At 70.9% G+C, this 18,544-nt stretch carries 18 protein-coding genes; 10 read left to right on the top strand and 8 right to left on the bottom strand.

Going from position 1 to position 18,544, the window contains the following annotated elements:
• Positions 1-184: 184 nt before the first annotated feature.
• From ACODT5_RS38445 to ACODT5_RS38425, 5 genes are all read left to right on the top strand, one after another.
• Positions 185-928: a hypothetical protein gene (locus ACODT5_RS38445; RefSeq protein ID WP_422523639.1), complete on the top strand. Its 744-nt coding sequence runs from the start codon at positions 185-187 to the stop codon at positions 926-928.
• 99 nt (positions 929-1,027) lie between these two features.
• A complete protein-coding gene (locus ACODT5_RS38440; RefSeq protein ID WP_422523638.1) occupies positions 1,028-2,323 on the top strand; it encodes a M18 family aminopeptidase in 1,296 nt (431 codons plus the stop codon).
• Between the two features lie 111 nt (positions 2,324-2,434).
• Positions 2,435-2,773 carry a hypothetical protein gene (locus ACODT5_RS38435; RefSeq protein ID WP_422523637.1) on the top strand — a complete coding sequence of 113 codons (339 nt, stop codon included), beginning with the start codon at positions 2,435-2,437 and terminating at the stop codon, positions 2,771-2,773.
• Between the two features lie 139 nt (positions 2,774-2,912).
• Positions 2,913-3,539 carry a hypothetical protein gene (locus ACODT5_RS38430; protein WP_422523636.1) on the top strand — a complete coding sequence of 209 codons (627 nt, stop codon included), beginning with the start codon at positions 2,913-2,915 and terminating at the stop codon, positions 3,537-3,539.
• Positions 3,540-3,630: 91 nt separating this feature from the next.
• Entirely contained in the window at positions 3,631-5,904 is a 2,274-nt protein-coding gene (locus tag ACODT5_RS38425; RefSeq protein ID WP_422523635.1) for a hypothetical protein, read from the top strand.
• Between the two features lie 42 nt (positions 5,905-5,946).
• Here ACODT5_RS38425 and ACODT5_RS38420 read toward each other — a convergent pair whose 3' ends face one another.
• Entirely contained in the window at positions 5,947-7,791 is a 1,845-nt protein-coding gene (locus tag ACODT5_RS38420; RefSeq protein WP_422523634.1) for an NHL domain-containing thioredoxin family protein, read from the bottom strand.
• Between the two features lie 121 nt (positions 7,792-7,912).
• On the bottom strand, positions 7,913-9,397 hold the full coding sequence (locus ACODT5_RS38415; protein ID WP_422525159.1) for a recombinase family protein: 1,485 nt from the start codon (positions 9,395-9,397) through the stop codon (positions 7,913-7,915).
• Between the two features lie 71 nt (positions 9,398-9,468).
• On the opposite strand from ACODT5_RS38415, the gene ACODT5_RS38410 reads away from it, so the two are divergent.
• Both ACODT5_RS38410 and ACODT5_RS38405 read left to right on the top strand, forming a co-directional pair.
• Entirely contained in the window at positions 9,469-10,023 is a 555-nt protein-coding gene (locus ACODT5_RS38410; RefSeq protein WP_422523633.1) for a Uma2 family endonuclease, read from the top strand.
• A gap of 282 nt (positions 10,024-10,305) precedes the next feature.
• Positions 10,306-10,656 (top strand): hypothetical protein, encoded by a 351-nt coding sequence (locus ACODT5_RS38405; RefSeq protein ID WP_422523632.1) that lies wholly within the window; start codon positions 10,306-10,308, stop codon positions 10,654-10,656.
• A gap of 1 nt (position 10,657) precedes the next feature.
• Here the strand turns inward: ACODT5_RS38405 and ACODT5_RS38400 are convergent, their stop codons facing one another.
• The gene (locus tag ACODT5_RS38400; RefSeq protein WP_422523631.1) at positions 10,658-11,458 is read right to left on the bottom strand and encodes a hypothetical protein; all 801 of its coding nucleotides are present in this window, start codon (positions 11,456-11,458) and stop codon (positions 10,658-10,660) included.
• Between the two features lie 32 nt (positions 11,459-11,490).
• Between ACODT5_RS38400 and ACODT5_RS38395 the strand changes: the two genes are divergently transcribed.
• A complete protein-coding gene (locus ACODT5_RS38395) occupies positions 11,491-11,997 on the top strand; it encodes an LURP-one-related/scramblase family protein (RefSeq protein ID WP_422523630.1) in 507 nt (168 codons plus the stop codon).
• A 24-nt stretch (positions 11,998-12,021) separates the two neighbouring features.
• Here the strand turns inward: ACODT5_RS38395 and ACODT5_RS38390 are convergent, their stop codons facing one another.
• Positions 12,022-12,657: a hypothetical protein gene (locus tag ACODT5_RS38390; RefSeq protein ID WP_422523629.1), complete on the bottom strand. Its 636-nt coding sequence runs from the start codon at positions 12,655-12,657 to the stop codon at positions 12,022-12,024.
• A 259-nt stretch (positions 12,658-12,916) separates the two neighbouring features.
• The gene (locus ACODT5_RS38385; RefSeq protein ID WP_422523628.1) at positions 12,917-13,696 is read right to left on the bottom strand and encodes a carbon-nitrogen family hydrolase; all 780 of its coding nucleotides are present in this window, start codon (positions 13,694-13,696) and stop codon (positions 12,917-12,919) included.
• A gap of 172 nt (positions 13,697-13,868) precedes the next feature.
• On the opposite strand from ACODT5_RS38385, the gene ACODT5_RS38380 reads away from it, so the two are divergent.
• Positions 13,869-14,699 (top strand): maleylpyruvate isomerase family mycothiol-dependent enzyme, encoded by an 831-nt coding sequence (locus tag ACODT5_RS38380; RefSeq protein ID WP_422523627.1) that lies wholly within the window; start codon positions 13,869-13,871, stop codon positions 14,697-14,699.
• A 25-nt stretch (positions 14,700-14,724) separates the two neighbouring features.
• Positions 14,725-15,714 carry an AraC-like ligand-binding domain-containing protein gene (locus ACODT5_RS38375; RefSeq protein ID WP_422523626.1) on the top strand — a complete coding sequence of 330 codons (990 nt, stop codon included), beginning with the start codon at positions 14,725-14,727 and terminating at the stop codon, positions 15,712-15,714.
• Positions 15,715-16,128: 414 nt separating this feature from the next.
• Here ACODT5_RS38375 and ACODT5_RS38370 read toward each other — a convergent pair whose 3' ends face one another.
• The 3 genes from ACODT5_RS38370 to ACODT5_RS38360 form a co-directional block, all read right to left on the bottom strand.
• The gene (locus ACODT5_RS38370) at positions 16,129-17,481 is read right to left on the bottom strand and encodes an MFS transporter (RefSeq protein WP_422523625.1); all 1,353 of its coding nucleotides are present in this window, start codon (positions 17,479-17,481) and stop codon (positions 16,129-16,131) included.
• Positions 17,478-18,137, bottom strand: coding sequence for a GntR family transcriptional regulator (locus ACODT5_RS38365; RefSeq protein ID WP_422523624.1), 660 nt, complete (start codon positions 18,135-18,137; stop codon positions 17,478-17,480). The genes ACODT5_RS38370 and ACODT5_RS38365 overlap by 4 nt, the downstream gene beginning before the upstream one ends.
• A 72-nt stretch (positions 18,138-18,209) precedes the next feature.
• Entirely contained in the window at positions 18,210-18,530 is a 321-nt protein-coding gene (locus ACODT5_RS38360; protein ID WP_422523623.1) for a protease inhibitor I42 family protein, read from the bottom strand.
• Between the last annotated feature and the right edge of the window lie 14 nt (positions 18,531-18,544).

Here is an 18,544-nt window from a genome sequence, read left to right as displayed (position 1 = left end):
CCACTCCTCCCCCCGAGCTGTACGCGGTGTACGTACGCGCAGACGGCCGGGCCCTCCGCACGGGGGCCCGGCCGTCGGCGTGCGCGCGGCCGAGGCTCCGGCTCCGGGTCCCCCGCGCAGTCCCGTACCGCCTGTGGGCTGCGGGGTTCCCGGGATGTCGGTGGTTCGTGGGACGCTCGTGGGTATGAGTCCACAGGAGCAGCAGCGCGGCAGCAGGGGGTACTCGGTCCCGACCGGGCGGCCCTATGCCCTCAAGGAGCTGCAGTCCGCCGTGGGCAGCCTCGGAGACCACCTCAAGGAGCTCTACGAGGGCGCCCACCCCACCGAGTACGAATCGGTGGCCGACGCCCTCTACACCGCCTTCCAGACCGCCGCCGGGCTCGCGCCCGCCAAGAGCTACACCGGCTGCCCGGAGCACCCCAACGGCGCGCTGGACCCCGAGGCGCCCGACGGCTGGGGGCGCTGCCTGATCTGCAACGACCGGCGCCGCCTCGGACTGCGCGCGCAGGGCGTCCGGGCCGCGTCCGCCGGAACCCCGCCCGTCGGCGAGCAGCGCCGGCTCGGCTATCCCGTGCCCGAGCCCCCGTACACGCTCCAGGCGCTGCAGACCCGCCTGCGCACGGTCGAGGAGCGGCGCTTCCACCTGAGCCTGTCCTCGCCCCCCGACGACTTCGTCGCCATGGCCGACGACCTGCACCGGGCCTTCATCGTGGCCCGCGAGCTGTCCCGGCCGCGCAACGCCTCCGGGTGCTCCGAGCACCCCGGCGCACCCATCGACCCCGACGCCCCTCCCGGTGAGGCCTGTATCTTCTGCGCCGGACGCAAGAGGCGCGCGCAGCGCTCCGCGCAGACCCCGGAAATGCTCCCGCGCATCCGCCGGGGCGAGCGCAGGCAGCTGCAGCGCCGCTTCGACCGTCCGCCGGGCTGACAAGCACCGGGGGCCCGGGACACACACCCCGCGGCCCTTGCTCCGGCCATCCGCCGCAGTCCGGCCATGACGAACACGACCGTCGTTAAGGTGAACTACATGAGCTCTCCCGCCGCCCGCTTCGACCGCGGCCACACCGACGACCTGATGACCTTCCTGGCGGCGAGTCCGTCGCAGTACCACGCCGTGGCCAACGCGGCCGAGCGGCTGGAGAAGGCCGGATTCAGGCAGTTGGCCGAGACCGACGCTTGGGACGCGAGCACGGGAGGCAAGTTCGTACTCCGCGGGGGCGCGATCATCGCCTGGTACGTGCCCGAAGGCGCCGCCGCGCACACCCCGTTCCGGATCATCGGCGCGCACACCGACTCCCCCAACCTCCGGGTCAAGCCGCTGCCCGACACCGGCGCCCAGGGCTGGCGCCAGATCGCCGTGGAGATCTACGGCGGCACCCTGCTGAACACCTGGCTCGACCGCGACCTGGGCCTGGCCGGACGCCTGACCCTGCTCGACGGCACCGAACGGCTCGTCAACATCGACCGTGCGCTGATGCGCGTACCCCAACTCGCCGTGCACCTGGACCGGTCGGTGAACACCGACGGGCTCAAGCTGGACAAGCAGCGGCACATGCAGCCGATCTGGGGTCTCGGCGACGTCCACGAGGGCGACCTGATCGCCTTCCTGGAGGACGAGGAGGGCCTGGAGCGCGGCTCCGTGGCCGGCTGGGACCTGATGGTCCATTCGATCGAGCCCCCGGCCTACCTGGGCCGCGACCGCGAGCTCCTCGCGGGCCCGCGCATGGACAACCTGCTGTCGGTCCACGCGGGCGTCGCGGCGCTCGTCGCGGCCTCCACCGCGGGCAAGCTCGACCACATCCCCGTCCTGGCCGCCTTCGACCACGAGGAGAACGGCTCGCAGTCGGACACCGGCGCGGACGGGCCGCTGCTGGGCAACGTGCTGGAACGTTCAGTCTTCTCGCGCGGCGGCTCCTACGAGGACCGCGCGCGGGCCTTCGCCGGCGCCATCTGCCTCTCCTCGGACACCGGCCACGCCGTGCACCCCAACTACGCGGAGCGGCACGACCCGACGCACCACCCGCGCGCCAACGGCGGCCCGATCCTGAAGGTCAACGTCAACCAGCGCTACGCCACCGACGGCAGCGGCCGCGCGGTGTTCGTGAGCGCCTGCGAACGCGCCGGCGTCCCGTGGCAGACCTTCGTCTCCAACAACTCGATGCCGTGCGGCACGACGATCGGCCCGATCACCGCCGCCCGCCACGGCATCCAGACGGTCGACATCGGCGTGGCCATCCTGTCGATGCACAGCGCCCGCGAACTGTGCGGCGCGGACGACCCGTACCTCCTGGCCAACGTGATGCTGGCGTTCCTGGCGAACTGACCGGCTTCCGCAGCGGCAGCAGCACAGCTGGAACCAGAGGGCCCTGCCCCGCGTACTGCGGGGCAGGGCCCTCTGTTCAACTGGGCAACTAACTCAGTAATGTACTTAGTTATGGATCTCACTATTATCAAGCACGCAGTTGAAGCTGGTGATGGAGTCGTGCGGCTTTCCATGGGCTTCGTCAAGAAGCATGCCGCTCCCGACCGCACTCGACTGAGTGCCGAATTGTGCGCAGATATCAGCAAAGAGCTGGACAAACTAGACCTTTACACCCTCCCGAAGCGGCTCCCGACATCCGAGAACACCTTTGTTCTCTTCGTCAACAAGGAGAGCCCCCTCGGTCACATCGTTGGCGTTGCCTCTGCCCTGGCTGCGCTCGATGCCATCAACGCCAACCCCCTCCCACACCTGTTCGATAACTACCCCTTGGCCAAATCTGGACTGCTGTGAGTTGGCCAGTAAACGATGGGCTTCGAAGGGGGTGCGCGGTAAGTTCGTCTGACTACCCCTCAGGAGCGCCTGAAAGGTAGTATTCCGCGCCGTTCCTGACGTACGCGCCTTAATTGGCCCTGCCTAATGGAGTTGTGAGATGGGCATCTGCAACCGCACCGGCACCCAGGAGATAGGTCAGCACAACTTCGCGGGCCACGACGCGATAGCCATCTCTGGCCGCAGTCCCTGGATGGCTGCGGCCAGGGCCCACGCATCGCATGGCCACCTGGATGACTTCAATCAGGAGCACGAGGCCCTTTTCGCACGCAGAGGCATCCCCCTCGATGACCCCCCACATCCGCGACGGCTCGCGGCCAACTGGGGGCGCCCCATTTGCAGATCACCTCACCACCGCAGCTTCATCCCGGAGTTCCTGAGCAATCTCGCCGAGATGCACGGCATCACCATCAGCACCATCGGGGCTCGCTTGAAACCCGGCGAACTGGTCGACGCGATCGTCGCCCCGCTGGACATCCAGTACAAGGCCGCGGACCTCACCGGTATCGCGCTGATCTGCGGGGACAGCTCCGAGCCCCCGCGCACCGAACTCACCGGCGCCACAGCGCCCTTGCCTGTCGACGCCCATCAGATGCGCCACCTGATGTACACCGCCAAGTTGCTTGCCCACCTCGCGCGCGACCTCCACTTCCCCAACCCGCACCGGAACGGATTGGGCAAGGTGTTCGACGAACTGCTCCCGGGAGCCATCCACTTCCAGATCTGATACATCATCACAGCCGGATGCGACGTGCCTGCTCGGGCACGTCGCATCCGGCTGTCCACCCATACCCATCCCGCCACGGAGGGACCTACCGATGTCCGCTTACACGCATCAGTCACTCACAGTCACCTGGGGTTCGGAGCAGGTACTGGTGTCCAACCTCGGACAGAGCCTGCCGATACCGCCCACCGATGACGTCGTGGACCGGGTCGTCGAGACTGGCCGAGCCAACCCCTCAACGCTCTTGACAGAGGGCGCCTGGCGTGCTGTCGGGCAGGCAGCGACGGATGTGGAGGGCGTCGCCGTCCAACTGCACCCCACACGACACGACCCCGGCGGGGTTCTGATGGTCGAGAACGTCGAGGGCGCCACCCTGCGTTCGCTCGTCACCCGGGTCTACCTGAGCGAGCTGTTCCCCGGCATCCAGCCACGTACCGGAATGGAAGCCTCCGAGATCCCGGACCCGCAGATCCAGGGAGTCACGGAGGACGGCCGCCCGTGTGCCACGGTCGGCTACCACTTCAAGAACCTCACCCACCTGCGCGATCACGTCTGGCAGACGATCCACGGAACGCTGTCCCTGAACAACTACGTGACCTCGATCCTTGCCCGCACCATCACCCGGAACCTGATCGTCCACCCAGTGGAGATCTCCTTCGAGGACGGTACGGAGTCCTTCCACGTGCTGGGGGTACGGGACGGCATCACCCGCCTCACCAGCGCCTGGTCCGTCCTCGCCGGCCCCGGGGCCGAAAGCAACGAGGTGGCGGACCTGGCCGTGACCGCGCTCTTCGGCGAGGCCGATGCCCCCCTCCCGGCCGGCGTACCCGTCGGCCGGCACCTGGCGGCCCTTCGCGAGAACTGGCGGCACTCCCTGCGCGAGGAGTACACGCAGGCCATGGAGGCGGCGGAGCCCGACCGCCGCGGAGTCCAGATCGGCCAGACGTTCATCGCGCCCGCCCAGATCGCGGTCGGCATCGAAGGACACCCGGGCCACCTGCTCGCTGCCGAGGACCTCTTCGACGACGCGATCCGGAGCGTACTGGCAAGCGTCCACGTGGAGTTCAAGCCGTGGACCGATGCCGCCCAGAACGTCGAGGTCATGACGCGGGCCCTCAAGCGGGTCATCCAGCAGGGCGAATCCCTGATCCCGCAGGACGACCTGCAGGCCGTCTACGGCCTCTCCGTCGGCCGGTCGGCGTCGGCCGATCTCCCCCAGCTTTTCCCCAGCAAGAACCCGCCGCCGGGCACCCCGCTGTGGCGAAGCGTCTACGTGGTGCACGCCTTGACCCGGCCGGAACTCCTGGAACGCCTCAAGGACCAGGCCAAGGCCATCAAGGGCGGCAAGCGCATGGCCCTGAAGGGATTCGCCGACCTCCTGGGGCCCATCGTCGATCTGCCCTGGCGCAGCCACAAGAAGCTCGTGACCAAGCAGGCCCGCAACGCCTGGGGCAACGGCGGCGTCCTCACCCCCGACGTCATCCGCGAATGGGACCCGGTCCCCACCAGCGACTTCACCACCCTGGTGGCGCCCGCGATGGCCGGCGACGTCAACGCGCGCTGCACCCTGGCCGTGGCCGGCGGCATCGCGCTCATCGCCGACAAGCTGCTGACCCGCAACGTCGGTTCCGCCGAGCATGCGGACAAGGAGAAGGGCGGTGTGCCCTTCCGTGCCGATGTCAGCCAGATCATCGAAGGGCTGTCCCAGGAGGGAAACGAGCTCGGCCTGTGGATCCTCGCCCGTGTCGCGAACGGATTCCGGTCCAACGCGCTGCCGGAGAACGCGGTGACGATGCGCGCCCTCACGCGCAAGCCGAGCTCCGAGGAGCAGAGCGGCGGCAGCCCGTACATCCACTTCAACGTGGACCTGGCCGAGGCGGACAAGACGGCCCGTGACGCCGACGGCGTGCCCCAGCCCCTGTACCAGTGGGACGTCGTCTACGCGGCGGACCCCGAGCGGGCCCGGACGAAGACCCAGCCCAGCTCCGGGTCCGCGGAATCGGCGCCCGTGCCGAACCCCCGGTCCGAAGCCTCCGGCGACGACGCCGAGGACGGTGACCGGCCCGAGATCCCAGCGGTCGTGGCCTCGGTGGACACCCGCCCCGCGAGCCAGCGCGCCGCTGACCACCGTGTGGTGCTGCGGCAGAGCGTCACCGCCGCCCTGGACGCCATGGACCGGCTCCACCAGCTCGAACCGGAGGTCGCCGGGCACACCCCGATCGTCCCGCTGACCGTCCTCGACGAGCTCCACATGCACCTCATCGGCCTGCAGACGGACATCGAGAACCTCCGCCGGCGGATCATGCAGGAGGAGGAGACCGAAGCGGAGGCCGAGGGGGACGAGGAGCCGCGCGGCGCGTTCGCGTAGCGACCACGGCGGGCGGCTCCCCTCCCATAACCAGGGGAGCCGCTACGCCGCGTCCATGCCCGCCAGGACCAGCGGCAAGCGGGTCGCGCCGCCGGGGGTGATGGCGACCGGCACGCCCCAGTCCTGCTGGTGGACGTGGCAGGCGGGGTACTCGTTCTCGGGGTCGTCGTCGCAGGAGGCGGCCATCGCGGAGACGTGCAGGACGCCCCCGGTCAGGTCCGGGTTCAGCTCGAGCTCCCGGAACAGGTCGGTCCCGGCCCCCTCCCCCGCCGTCAGCAGCTCGGGCGGCGTCGAGGAGACCAGCAGGCGGGTCGAGGGGCCGTAGCGGGTGTCGAGCTTCTGGCCGCTCGGCGCCTGGAAGACGATGTCGAGCCGGAGCGTGCCGGGGGCCACGTCGGTGGCGGCCCGCTGCGTGCGGTGGGCGACCGCGTCGACCCGTACGGCCTCCTCGGGAAGCCGCAGCCGGGTCAGCCGGTGCCGGGCCGACTCCACGACCACGATGTCGTCCCCGACGAGCACGGCGTCGCTGGGCTCGCGCAGATCGGTGGCGAGGGTGGTGACCTGCCCGTTCGCCGGGTCGTACCGCCGCAGGGCGTGGTTGTACGTGTCGCACACCGCGACCGACCCGTCGGGCAGCGCGGTGACGCCGAGCGGGTGCTGGAGCAGCGCCTGGGCGGCGTCGCCGTCCCGGTGCCCGAAGTCGAAGAGGCCGGACCCGACGGCGGTACGGATCACGTACCCGCCCTCGTCGCCCACCGCGACGTACCTGAGCGAACTGGTCTCGGAGTCGGCGATCCACAGCCGGTCCTCCGTGGCCGCGAGCCCGGACGGCTGCGCGAACCAGGCCTCGGCGGCCGGCCCGTCGTGCAGCCCCTCGTTGGTCGTCCCGGCGGCGACGGCCACGGTGCCGCTCTCGGGGTCCCAGGTCCACAGCTGGTGGACGCCCGCCATGGCGATCCACACCTTGCCCTGCCACCAGGCCACGTCCCACGGGGAGGACAGGTCGACTTCGAGGGCCGGCCCCGAGGTCGGCGACCCCTGCCACCACTGCCGCCCGGTCCCGGCGACGGTCTCCACGGCCCCGGTCGCGGGGTCGAACCGCCGCAGCGCGTGATTGACGGTGTCGGCGACCACCACGGACCCGTCGGGCAGCAGCGCCAGCCCCTGGGGCTCGCTGAAGGCCTCCGGCCCGAACCCGCGCTCCCCGCCGCCGACGCGCCGTACGACGCTCTCCCCGTCGGGGGCCAGCTCCACCAGCTGGTGCCGGGTCGTATCGGAGACGAGCAGGTTCCCGGAGGGCAGCACGAGCGCCTTCCCGGGGAACCGCAGGTCCCCCGCCACCGGCTCGGGCGCCACGTACGGCCCGTCCCCGCGCCGCAGCGTCCCCTTGGCCTCGTGCTCGGCCTCCAGCTCCTCCACGAGCTTCGCGATGGCGTGCGCGTGCCCCTCGCCGGCGTGCTGCGCGACGACGTACCCCTCGGGGTCGATCACCACGAGCGTGGGCCAGGCGCGGACGGCGTACTGCTTCCAGGTCGCGAGCTCGGGATCGTCGAGCACGGGGTGGTGCACCCCGTACCGCTCGACGGCGTCGACGACGGCGGAGTGCTCGGCCTCGTGCACGAACTTCGGCGAGTGCACCCCGACGATCACGACGGTGTCGCGGTGCTTCTCCTCCAGCTCGCGCAACTCGTCGAGCACGTGCAGGCAGTTCACGCAGCAGAAGGTCCAGAAATCTACAACAACGCACTTACCTCGCAGATCCGCGAGGGTGAGCGCTTTGCCGCCGGTGTTGAGCCAGCCACCCTTGCCGATCAGCTCGGGGGCACGGACACGGGCACGTCGGCGGGGCGCGGGCGCGGGGGTGGGCGCCGGGGCAGCATCGTTCATCCTTCAAGCTTGCCATCCGCCTGTGAACCCAGGATCACGCCCGTACGAAGCGCCTGCTCAGGGTGCATGCGTCCGCGTTGCCGGTCGGCGCGGAGTTTCACTGGCAGTCTTGCCGAGGTGCTCAGATAGGAGTGTCGGTTCCCGCCGGCTCTGCCCAATGGATCTGGATGCGTTGCTCGGGGATGATGCGCTGTCCACGCACTCCCTTACTCACCTCAACGCGGTCTATGGCGAGCGACAGCCGTTCACGCCGGTCTTCGTTGGTCGCGTCCGTCCACGCCTCGCGCAGGGCGACGCCATCGAGCATTGGAGACACGTCCACGGACGGTGTGGGGAGCCTGTGGAGATCGCCACGGAGGCCGTCGATACGTCCCCTCAGGCGCCCTGAAAGCCGGTTGTAACGTTCCACCGCTGCCGCACCACTGAACTCACCACGTACGTAGCGTGCATCCTCCAGATCGGCCAGGCGGGCTTCCTCGTCCTGGATCTCCGCAGTGAGCGCATCACGTTTCGCGAAGGTCTCCGGATCCACACGGTGCACCCAGCGATCCGCGATCGCGACAAGCAGCGGATCGTCCGGTTCGAGCGCCGGGAGCTTGGTGAGGAACTGTTCGGTCACGTACTGGTCCACCGCCTCCGCCACAGCTGACGCTCCGATGCACTGGTTGCCCGCTCGACGCGCCATGCACTGATAGCTGCCGCCCACACGGTGCATCCGGCGACCGCAGCCGGGAACCGCGCAGTAGACAAGTCCGGTAAGCAACGCCGTCCCCTCGGGCTTCGGGCGCCGCTTTCCCGCGTGGACGAACGTTCTGGATTCCAGCGTTTGGATGATCCGTTCACGCTCTCCGACCGTGATGATCCCCTCGCCGATCTCAACCGTGTCGAGTGTCTCGGGATTTCGGTACGGAAAGACCCTGCCCGTGTACTTCCGCTCGCCGTCGTCCGTCTCAACCGTCTCGGTTTCCGGCATCAGACCGGCGAAGGCCGGTGAACGCAGGAGCTGCATGACGCTCGCCGCGTTCCACTGCCCTCCCCTGGGCGAGAGGATCTCGTGCTCGTTGAGGAGCCGGGCGATCTTGACCAACGATGTCCCGGCCAGCGCTTCGTCCGCGATCAGGCGGGCATAGACGGCGCGCTCCGAGTCGTGCACGAGCTTCTTGGCCTTCGGATCGATGAGCAGCCCGTACGGAGGCTGTCCGCCGATCCACTGCCCCTTGCTGCGGAGGTAGCGCTTCGCGTGCCCGACACGCGTACCGAGATTCTTCGATTCGGACTGGGCGAGTTCAGCGAGCATCGCGACGACCATGCGCGCCGAGTCGTTCGAGGTGTCGAGACCGTCCAGGACTGAGACGAAACGGCCGCCAGCCTTCTCGATCTCATCCAACACCTTGCCCACCTGGCCGATGCCCTTGCGTGAAAGTCGGTCCAGCTTCCAGACGATCAGCGTGCCGACGACGCCCGCCGTGACTGCCGCCAGCGCGGCATCGAAGCCTTTGCGCTCAACGGTCTTGTAGCCGGAGCGCCCTCTGTCTATGTGGACCTTGCGGACGGTCAGTCCGTTGCGTTCCGCCCAGGCACGGCAGTCGGCTTCCTGCCGTTCGATTGCGGTCTCCCCATGTGCACTCCTCGGGGTGACGACGCTGGGCGGGCAGGCAGCGAAGGAGGCGTCCCCGGATGACGGCCGCCCGGAAGTACGGGACGGGAATCGATCCCGAGCACGCGCTGAAGTACGCCGTGCAGCGGTTCCGCGGGGAGCGGGCCGAGGTGCTGGAAGGGGTCATCGACCACGTGCCGGCCGACTGGGGCCACGAACGTGCCCGGAGCGTCCTGCGGGGCCAGCTGTCGGATGTCGTCGAGTCCTTAGGGTGCATGGCCGGCTCCGGCGACCTCGACCTGCCGGGATCGCTGAACTGGTACGTCCCGGACCTCGCCGTGGTCGCCTGCGCACTGACGCGGGGAGCCGGGGCCTTGCTCCCTGACCAGACCCTCCTGGTCGTCGAGGTCACGTCGGAGGCGAGCGGCGAGACCGACCGCGTCGTGAAGCGCAAGCGCTACGCCGAGTACGGGGCCCCGCTCTACCTCCTCGTCGACCGGATGGAGAAGACGGTCACCCTGTTCGCCGGGCCCGGGCGGCTCGGCTACACCGAGGTCGACGGGCCCCATCCCTTCGGGACCTCGGTCCGGCTCCCGGAGCCGTTCGGGATCGAACTCGACACCAGCGGGCTTTAGCCGCCGATACGTCCCGAGGCGTCCCCCGTGCCCACCCCCTGCACGGCTCTGACCAGGTACGCAGGGCAGCACGGGATGAGTAGACGTACTCAGGTGGCGGGACCCGGCAGCTTCGAGACTGGCAGCAGAACGAACGAAGCGGAACGGAACTGGACGGGGCGGGGAACGAAATGGCGCGGCGCTGGTCGAAGTCTGAGGTGTGGGTGCCCGGTACGTACCTGGCGCTGGTGGTCGCGATGCTGGTCTACCTCGCGGTCGGCAGCCGGATGGGGGGACGTCGGGATGTTCGGAGCCCTGCCGATCCTGGCCACGGCGCCGGTCAGCATGCTGCTGCTGTCGTCCTTCGGACCCGCGGCGGACGCCCTGGACGAGACGCCCCCGGCGGAGGGGCCCGTCTACGAGGGCTCGCAGCCGCCTCCCGAGCCGCTGCACACCGAGTTTCCGCCGGAGTCCGCCCCGCGCCCCGCGGACTGGGTGGCACCGGACACGTCCTACGACGGCAAGTTCGACATGGGGACCGAGTTCGGCCTCTACGGCGCGATCCTGGTCAGCGCCCTGATCAACGCCACGGCACTCTGGGCCCTGCTCCGCTACGCGGCGCGGACGTACGTCCCCAGGAGCGCACTGGCCTAGATCACGCTCCGAAGCTGTGGAGGGAGCGGACCAGGGCGGTGACGAAGGTGTTCTGGACCTCGGTGGGGAGGAGGTCCAGGGAGAGGTACGGGTTGAGGTCCTCCAGTTCGACCAGGAGGAGCTCGCCCGAGGGGGCGCGGCAGGCGTCCACGCGCTGGATGCCGTGGGTGAGGGTGTTCCAGTCGATGAAGGTGCGGGCGAAGGCCAGGTCCGCCGGGGTGGGCTCGTACGGGACCAGCTCCCAGCGGCGGGCCGGGTCGGGGGCGTAGAGGGCGTACTGGAAGGTGTCGTCCACGAAGTAGAAGGAGACTTCGTACGCGAAGTCGATGCGCGGCTGGATCAGGAACTCCCCCGGGGCGCAGTCCGGGTGCGGGGTGAAGGTGAGGCCTATCGAGTCCGCTCCTTGTTTCGGCTTCACCGCGTAGGTGGGCGAGGACGGGAGGAGGTGCAGGTGCGCCGGGTCGTCGATCGTGGGGATGACCGGGTGGCCGGAGGCGGTCAGGTCGACCAGGTACTGCTTGCCCGCCATGTCGCCGCGGCCCGTCAGGGGGTTGTAGACGCGGGTGCCGGCGGCGAGGGCGGCCGCGCGGAAGGAGTCGTAGGCCTGCTGGTGGTGGATGACCGGGCCGCTGTTGCGGACGACGACCGTGTCGAAGGCCGGGAGGAGGGCCTCCGCGTCCAGGGGGTGGCAGAGAGCGAGGGGGAAGTGCTCGCGCAGGCGTGCGGTGAGGAGGACGTCCTCGTCGCCGTAGCGGCGGCCGCGCGCCGGGTACGCAAGGTCGGTCACGTAGAGGAGTGGCATGACCGGAACCTATCGCGGGCAGCGATGAGGGCGTGAAATACCTGGTACGGGACAAAATGCTGGCCATCGGGGACGACTACTGGATCGAGGACGAGGACGGCCGGCACGCCTTCCTCGTGGACGGGAAGGCGCTGCGGTTCCGGGACACCCTGGAGCTGAAGGACCCCGACGGGCGGATCCTCATCACGCTGCGGGAGAAGCTCTTCGCGCTGCGCGACGCGATGACCCTGGAGCGCGACGAGCGGCGGCTCGCGGTGATCCGGAAGAAGCGGTTCTCGCTGCTGCGCAACCACTACCTGGTCACGCTCAACGAGGGCACCGAGCTCGATGTCAGCGGGCGGGTCCTGGACCGGGAGTTCAAGGTCGAGTACGAGGGGGAGCTGCTCGCCCTGATCTCCCGGCAGTGGTACCGGATCCGCGAGACGTACGCCGTGGACGTGGTCCGCGAGGACGCCGACGCCTCGCTGCTGATCGCCGTCGCGGTGTGCGTGATCCGGATGGCGGAGAAGGAGCGGGAGGGCCCGGGCGAGGAGCCGTAGCCCCGCTCGGGCGGGCAGCCCCGCTCAGTCGCAGTCGCCGGTGCCGCAGTCCTTGAGCGGGCCGGCGCCGGGGATGGCCGTCAGGACCTCGCGCAGGGCTGCGCGCCGGGGTTCGGGGAGGCTCTCGTCGTACGTGACCTTCAGCCGGGTCCCGGAGCCGAGGGGCGTCTCGTGGACGCCGGTCACGCCGTACTCCCAGAGCGTCCCCTCGTGGAGGCCTTCCTGCGTGTACAGGCGGCCCTCGACGTCGACGGAGTACGCGTACGAGGGCCGCAGCCAGACGTCGTACGCCAGCGAGCCCACGCCGTTGACCACCGCCGCGGTCACCAGCAGGGCGGCGACGGCGTACACGCCGGCGAGGACCCGGCGGCGGCGGGGATCCGCGGTGGCGGCCAGCAGCAGGACGATCGCCGAAGGGATCACCGCGACCAGGCCGAGCACGGCCAGCAGGGTCCCGAGGAGGAGACCGAAGCCACCGAGGACGAGGCACAGGACGCGGAAGGCTTCGCGTTCCCGGACGAAGAGGGGCAGGGCGATGACGGCGAGGGGGAGGAGCAGGACGATGCCGGACGGGGACGCCGACCCCCAGGCCGTGATGACGGCCATGACGAGGGTGGCGAAGCCCGCGAGCGAGCGCTGGAGCCAGTGGGGCCGCTCCACGGGCCCCGGCGGCGTCGGCCCCGCTTGCATCGGCCCCGCCGGCGCCGGCCCCGCTTGCGTCGGCTCCGCTTGCGCCGGCTCCGCATGTACCGGACCCGATTCCCCCGGCTCCACCATCGCGTTCACGTCCGTCATGGCCCGCACCCCGTCTCCGTACCCGTACCCGTGCTCGCCCCCGGCCCCGGCCCCGGCCCCGGCCCCGGCCCCGGCCCCGGCCCCCGATGGCTCCGGCCGAGTAAAGCACGCAGGTCCGGCGGGGTCAGCGGCGCAGGCGGCGGTCCTTCAGGGCCGGGAACTGCTCGCGGGTCTCGGCGACCTTCTTCGGGTCGAGGTCCACCGTCAGGATCTCCTCCCCCGGGCCCGCCTCCGCGAGGACCTCGCCCCACGGGTCCACGACCAGGCTGTGGCCGGCCTGTTCCACGCCCCCGTTGGTGCCGGCCGTCCCGCACGCCAGGACGTACGCCTGGTCCTCGACGGCACGCGCCCGGTTCAGCAGCGTCCAGTGGCCCCGGCGGCGGGCCGGCCAGCCCGCGGAGACGACCAGCGTCGTCGCCCCGGCGTCGACCAGGCCGCGGAACAGCTCCGGGAAGCGCAGGTCGTAGCAGGTGGCCAGGCCCAGGGTCTGCTCCGGCAGGGCGACCGTGGTCAGGGACTCGCCCGCGGACATCAGGACGGCCTCGCCCTGGTCGAAGCCGAAGCGGTGGATCTTGCGGTACGTGGCGGCGAGCTCGCCCGCCGGGGAGAGGACGAGCGCGGTGTTGTAGAGCGAGCCGTCGCCCGCGCGCTCCACGAAGGAGCCGGCGTGCAGCCAGACCCCGGCATCGCGGGCCGCCGCGGCCATGGCCCCGTAGGTCGGTCCGTCCAGCGGCTCGGCCTCTGTCTCGAACTGCTCGTAGGCGAAGGCGCCCACCGTCCACAACTCGGGCAGGACCACGAGGTCCGAGCCGGACTGCTCGCGCACGAGGTCGGCGGCCCGGGAGCGGCGGGAAACCACCGACTCCCCCTCATTCACCGCGATTTGGATCAGGGAAGCGCGCACAGTACCACCGTCCTGGCTTTCAAGCCGTCAACTCGGGCCTACGATCGTCACACGAAAGCACTGCCGGGGTGCTCACCGGCAGCGTAGTTTTGAAGCCATTGCACAAGCTTCCAGAACCCGCCACATGCGCCAACGCGCCAACAGGCCAATGAACAGCACGCGAGGGGTCCCGTTGACCGTCCATCCGCATCCCAGCCTTCAGCCCTATGCCGACGCGTGGACCCACTCCATCGAGGCGATATCCGAGCTGGTCCTTCCGTTGACGGAAGGCGAGTGGAGCCGGGCGACGCCCTGCCCGAACTGGTCCGTGCGCGATGTCGTGTCCCACGTCATCGGGATCGAGTGCGAGCAGCTGGGCGACCCGCGTCCGATCCACACCCTGCCGCGGGACCTGCGGCACGTGGTCGACGAGTTCTCCCGGTACATGGAGGTGCAGGTCGACGTGCGGCGCCACCACACGGCGCCCGAGATGACCTCCGAGCTGGAGTACACGATCATCCGCCGCTCCCGCCAGCTGCGGAACGAGAAGCGGGGACCGGACGCCATGATCCGCGGCCCGCTGGGCGAGCCGGCGACGCTGGAGCACTCGCTGCGGCTGCGCGCCTTCGACGTGTGGATCCACGAGCAGGACCTGCGGGCGGCCCTGGGGGCGCCGGGGAACTGGGACTCGCCCGGGGCCTACGTGGCCAGGGACGTACTGCTCGCCGGACTGCCGAAGGTGGTCGCGAAGAAGGCGGGCGCGCCCGCGAACTCGGCCGTCGTCATCGACGTGCACGGGGCGCTGGAGTTCATGCGGACCGTACGGGTCGACGCGGAGGGCCGCGGCACCATCGACAAGGCCCCCTCGCTGGGGCCCGCGGTGACGCTGACCCTGGACTGGGAGACGTACGTACGCCTCGCGGCCGGCCGGGTGCGTCCGCACACCGTGGCCGACCGGGTGAAGGTGGAGGGCGACCCGGCGCTGGCCGAGGCGATCCTGACCAACTTCTCCGTGACTCCTTAGGTTCGGAGAACCCTGGGTGTGGTCGATGATGTCGTCCGCCGCCGTGCCGGCGGCGGACCGGTTCGATTGGTTCGCCGACGTGGTGGCGCAGGAGTTGGTGTCCACGGCGATCAAGAGTGAGCACGCCCTGGACTTCCGGGCGGAGGCCGCCGTGCTGGACCTGGGCTCCGTCCAGGTGAAGCAGCTCGGCTACGCCCCGCTGCACTCCCGGCGCACGGCGGCGCACGTGCGCCGCAGCGATCCCGAGCAGTACCAGCTGGGGCTGGTGACCAGTGGGACCACGTGGGTCGCGCAGAACCGGCACGACTCGGGGCCCTTCTCGGGGGACCTGGTGCTGTGGGACACCTCCCGCCCCTTCGAGTCGGGTGTCCTCGGCACCCAGCCGCTCCACGTCGTGCTCCTCTCGCTGCCCCGCACGGCGCTCCCCCTGCGGTCGGACCGGGTGGAGCGGCTGCTCGCCGAGCGGATACCCGCCGACCGGGGCATGGGGGCGATCCTCGCGCAGTACATGCGCTCCCTGGCCGCGCACGGGGAGGAGTGCGCGCCCGCCGAGCTGGAGCAGTTGGGCTCCGTCGCCCTCGACCTGGCCGGAGCCTGCCTCGCGGGGCAGATCGGCGCCGAGGACGAGCTGTCCGAGGAGAGCCGGACCCGGGCGCTGCTGGCACGGATCGACACCTTCATCGGTCACAACCTCGGCGATCCCGAGCTGAGCCCCTCGGCGGTCGCCGCCCGGCACAGCATGTCGCTGCGCCGGCTCCAGCTGCTCTTCCGGGAGCGCGGGGAGAGCGTCGCGGCCACGATCCGGCGGCGCCGGCTGCAGCACTGCCGCGAGGACCTCGCCGATCCCGGGCAGCTCGCCGTCCCCGTCCACACCGTCGCGCTGCGCTGGGGATTCACCAACGCCTCGGTGTTCAGCCGCCTGTTCCGCGATACGTACGGGGCCAGCCCCAGCGAGTTCCGCCGCGTGGCGGCGGAGGAGACCGCGGCGGGCACCGGGGGCGGCGGCACGGCCTAGCTGCACAGCTGCACAGGTCCCTGACTGCCCGGCTGCCCGGCTGCCCGGCCTGCCGTCAAACCCGCTGCGCGGATTGTCAACGGTCCCTGCGCGCAGTGCACACGCGGCCGCGCGGAGCCCTCATAGGCTCGGCACGCGTTGGCCGGTACCCGACTCCGTGGAGCGGGCGGTCGGACGGGTGGGAAAGGACGGGGGTCTGTCCCACCGCGAGCCGTCCCGTCCTCCTCGGTGCGGGGGCCGACGCGCATGCCCGGCCGGTACCGGACGTCACCGGGCCGACCGCGGGTCGGCAGGGATGCCGACGGGGGGGTGCCGACGGGGGGTGCCGGCCCCGGCGGCGGCCACGGCGGTGGCGGCCGGAACCGGGGCCGGCGGGACCGCGGACTGCGGGACGGCGGACTACGCGGCGGCGGACTACGGGGCGGCGGACTCCGCGAGTGCCGGGGACACCGGAGGCGCCGGAGGCGTCTGCGGTGCCGGGACCCGTTCGCGTTCGCGGGCCAGGGCCCGGCCGCGCAGGCGCAGGATCTGGGCGATGCCCAGGAGTTCCAGGACGAAGACCGACGAGAACGCGATGCGGTAGTTGTCCCCGGTGGCGTCGAGCAGCAGGCCCACCACCAGCAGGGTCGTCATCGAGGCGATGAAACCGCCCATGTTGGTGATTCCGGAGGCGGTGCCCTGACGTTCCGCCGGGTTGGCGGGGCGGGCGAAGTCGAAGCCGATCATCGACGCCGGCCCGCACGTGCCCAGCACCAGGCAGAGCGCGATCAGCAGCCACATCGGCGCGTGGTCCCCGGGGTAGGCCAGGACCGAGCCCCACAGGAGGGCGGTCAGGGCGACCGTGCCCAGGGCGAGCGGGATCCGGGAGGACTGCCTGCGGCCGACGACCTGGCCGTAGACCAGGCCGAGCGCCATGTTCGAGGCGACGACCAGCGTGAGCAGCCCGCCCGCGGTGGTCCGGGACAGCCCCTGGGCCTCCACGAGGAAGGGCATCCCCCACAGCAGCAGGAACACCATCGCCGGGAACTGCGTCGTGAAGTGCACCCACAGCCCGAGCTTGGTGCCCGGCTCCCGCCAGGAGTCGGCGATCTGGCGCCGTACGAAGCCACCCGCGCCGGAGGCTGCCGGGGGCGCGGGCTCGTGCCCCTCCGGGTGGTCGCGCAGGAACAGCACGAGCGGGACCAGGACCACCAGCCCCGCCACCGCACTGCCCGCGAACGCCGGCACCCAGCCGACCCCGTGCAGCACGGGAGCCAGCACCAGCGTGGAGATCAGGTTGCCGGCCATCCCGACCAGCCCGGCCAGCTGCGCCATCAGCGGGCCCCGGCGGGCCGGGAACCAGCGGGTGCCGAGCCGCAGTACGGAGATGAAGGTCATGGCGTCCCCGCAGCCCAGCAGGGCGCGGGCCGCCAGGGCCATCCCGTAGGAGGGGGAGAGCGCGAAGCCGATCTGGCCGGCGGTGAAGAGCACGGCGCCGAGGGTGAGCACCTTCTTGGTGCCGAGGCGGTCCACCATCAGGCCGACGGGTATCTGCATGCCGGCGTAGACGAGGAGCTGGAGCAGGGAGAACGTGGACAGCGCCGAGGCGTTCACGTGGAAGCGGTCGGCGGCCTCCAGCCCGGCGACGCCGAGGCTCGTGCGGAAGATGACCGCCACGAAGTAGACGGCGACGCCGATCGACCAGACGAGCACCGCCTTGCGGCCGCCCGGCGGGTCCTTGAAGGCGACAGGGGAAGCGGCGGGGGCGGCGACGGACGCAGAGCTCATCGGGTGGTCCCCCGCACCAGTTCCCCGACCCGGCTCACGTGGGCCCGTACCGCCGCGGCGGCCGTGTCGGCGTCTCCCGCGCGCAGGGCGTCGAGGATCTCCCGGTGCTCGGCCAGCGTCCGCTCCACCCGCTCGGGGTGCGCGTGCAGCAGGGCCACGCCCATGCGGAGCTGGCGGTCGCGCAGTTGGTCGTAGAGGCGGCAGAGGATCTGGTTGCCGGCGCTGCGCACGATCTCCGCGTGGAAGGCCCGGTCGGCGGCCATCATCGCCCCGAGCTCGCCCGCGTCGCCGAGCCGGCGCTGCTCCTCGACCAGCTCCGCGAGCCGCTCCAGCAGCCCGGCCGGGGCGGGCACGGCCTGGCGGACGGTGAACTCCTCGACCAGCAGCCGGGTTTCGATGACGTCGGCGATCTCCTGGGCGGAGACGGCGAGGACGAGGGCGCCCTTCTTCGGGTACAGCTTCAGCAGCCCCTCGGTCTCCAGCCGCAGCAGCGCCTCGCGGACCGGCGTGCGCGAGACCCCGACGGCCTCCGCGAGCTCGCCCTCGGTCAGCAGCACCCCGCCCTCGTAGCGGCGGTCGAGCACGGCCTGCTTGACGTGTCGGTAGACGCGTTCGGCAGCGGTCACGGTGGCTCCGGCGGTACGAGCGGGTGGCATGCGCACAGCATAGATACAACAGAGGTGCAACTTGGGCGGTGTCCAGTATGTGGACCGCAACTCGATCCACCCTCACCGCACCGTGACGTCCAGCACGAACTCGTCGTACGCGGCCTCGTCCGGATACGGCGGCCGGACCTGCGCGAAGCGGATCCGGGCCCGGCCCGCCACCCGCCCCCGTACGAGGTACAGCCGCTCCACCGTCGCCCCGGGCAGCGGCGGCTCCGCCGCAGCGGCCGGTGGCTCCGGCGGCCCCGGCGGATCCTCCGCCACCGAGACGGCGTCCGCGTCGCCCGTCACCCGCCAGGTCCAGACGTAGCCGCGCGCACCGCGCCCGGTGAGCCGCAGCTCGTACGCCCCACCGGGCGCGAGCACCACCTCACGCACCTCCACGCGGACTCCTCTCC

This window comes from Streptomyces tatrensis (assembly GCF_049310065.1).
Classification (GTDB): domain Bacteria; phylum Actinomycetota; class Actinomycetes; order Streptomycetales; family Streptomycetaceae; genus Streptomyces.
This window is presented reverse-complemented; position numbering and strand designations above follow the sequence as displayed.

What these genes read in the sequence shown, in the direction of transcription:
- ACODT5_RS38435 (WP_422523637.1), top strand. Translation starts at nt 2,435, where the DNA reads ATGGATCTCACTATTATCAAGCACGCAGTTGAAGCTGGTGATGGAGTC.
- ACODT5_RS38420 (WP_422523634.1), bottom strand. Translation starts at nt 7,791, where the DNA reads ATGAACGATGCTGCCCCGGCGCCCACCCCCGCGCCCGCGCCCCGCCGA.
- ACODT5_RS38400 (WP_422523631.1), bottom strand. Translation starts at nt 11,458, where the DNA reads ATGCCACTCCTCTACGTGACCGACCTTGCGTACCCGGCGCGCGGCCGC.
- ACODT5_RS38375 (WP_422523626.1), top strand. Translation starts at nt 14,725, where the DNA reads ATGATGTCGTCCGCCGCCGTGCCGGCGGCGGACCGGTTCGATTGGTTC.
- ACODT5_RS38430 (WP_422523636.1), top strand. Translation starts at nt 2,913, where the DNA reads ATGGGCATCTGCAACCGCACCGGCACCCAGGAGATAGGTCAGCACAAC.
- ACODT5_RS38365 (WP_422523624.1), bottom strand. Translation starts at nt 18,137, where the DNA reads ATGCCACCCGCTCGTACCGCCGGAGCCACCGTGACCGCTGCCGAACGC.
- ACODT5_RS38410 (WP_422523633.1), top strand. Translation starts at nt 9,469, where the DNA reads ATGACGGCCGCCCGGAAGTACGGGACGGGAATCGATCCCGAGCACGCG.
- ACODT5_RS38370 (WP_422523625.1), bottom strand. Translation starts at nt 17,481, where the DNA reads ATGAGCTCTGCGTCCGTCGCCGCCCCCGCCGCTTCCCCTGTCGCCTTC.
- ACODT5_RS38445 (WP_422523639.1), top strand. Translation starts at nt 185, where the DNA reads ATGAGTCCACAGGAGCAGCAGCGCGGCAGCAGGGGGTACTCGGTCCCG.
- ACODT5_RS38425 (WP_422523635.1), top strand. Translation starts at nt 3,631, where the DNA reads ATGTCCGCTTACACGCATCAGTCACTCACAGTCACCTGGGGTTCGGAG.
- ACODT5_RS38440 (WP_422523638.1), top strand. Translation starts at nt 1,028, where the DNA reads ATGAGCTCTCCCGCCGCCCGCTTCGACCGCGGCCACACCGACGACCTG.
- ACODT5_RS38405 (WP_422523632.1), top strand. Translation starts at nt 10,306, where the DNA reads ATGTTCGGAGCCCTGCCGATCCTGGCCACGGCGCCGGTCAGCATGCTG.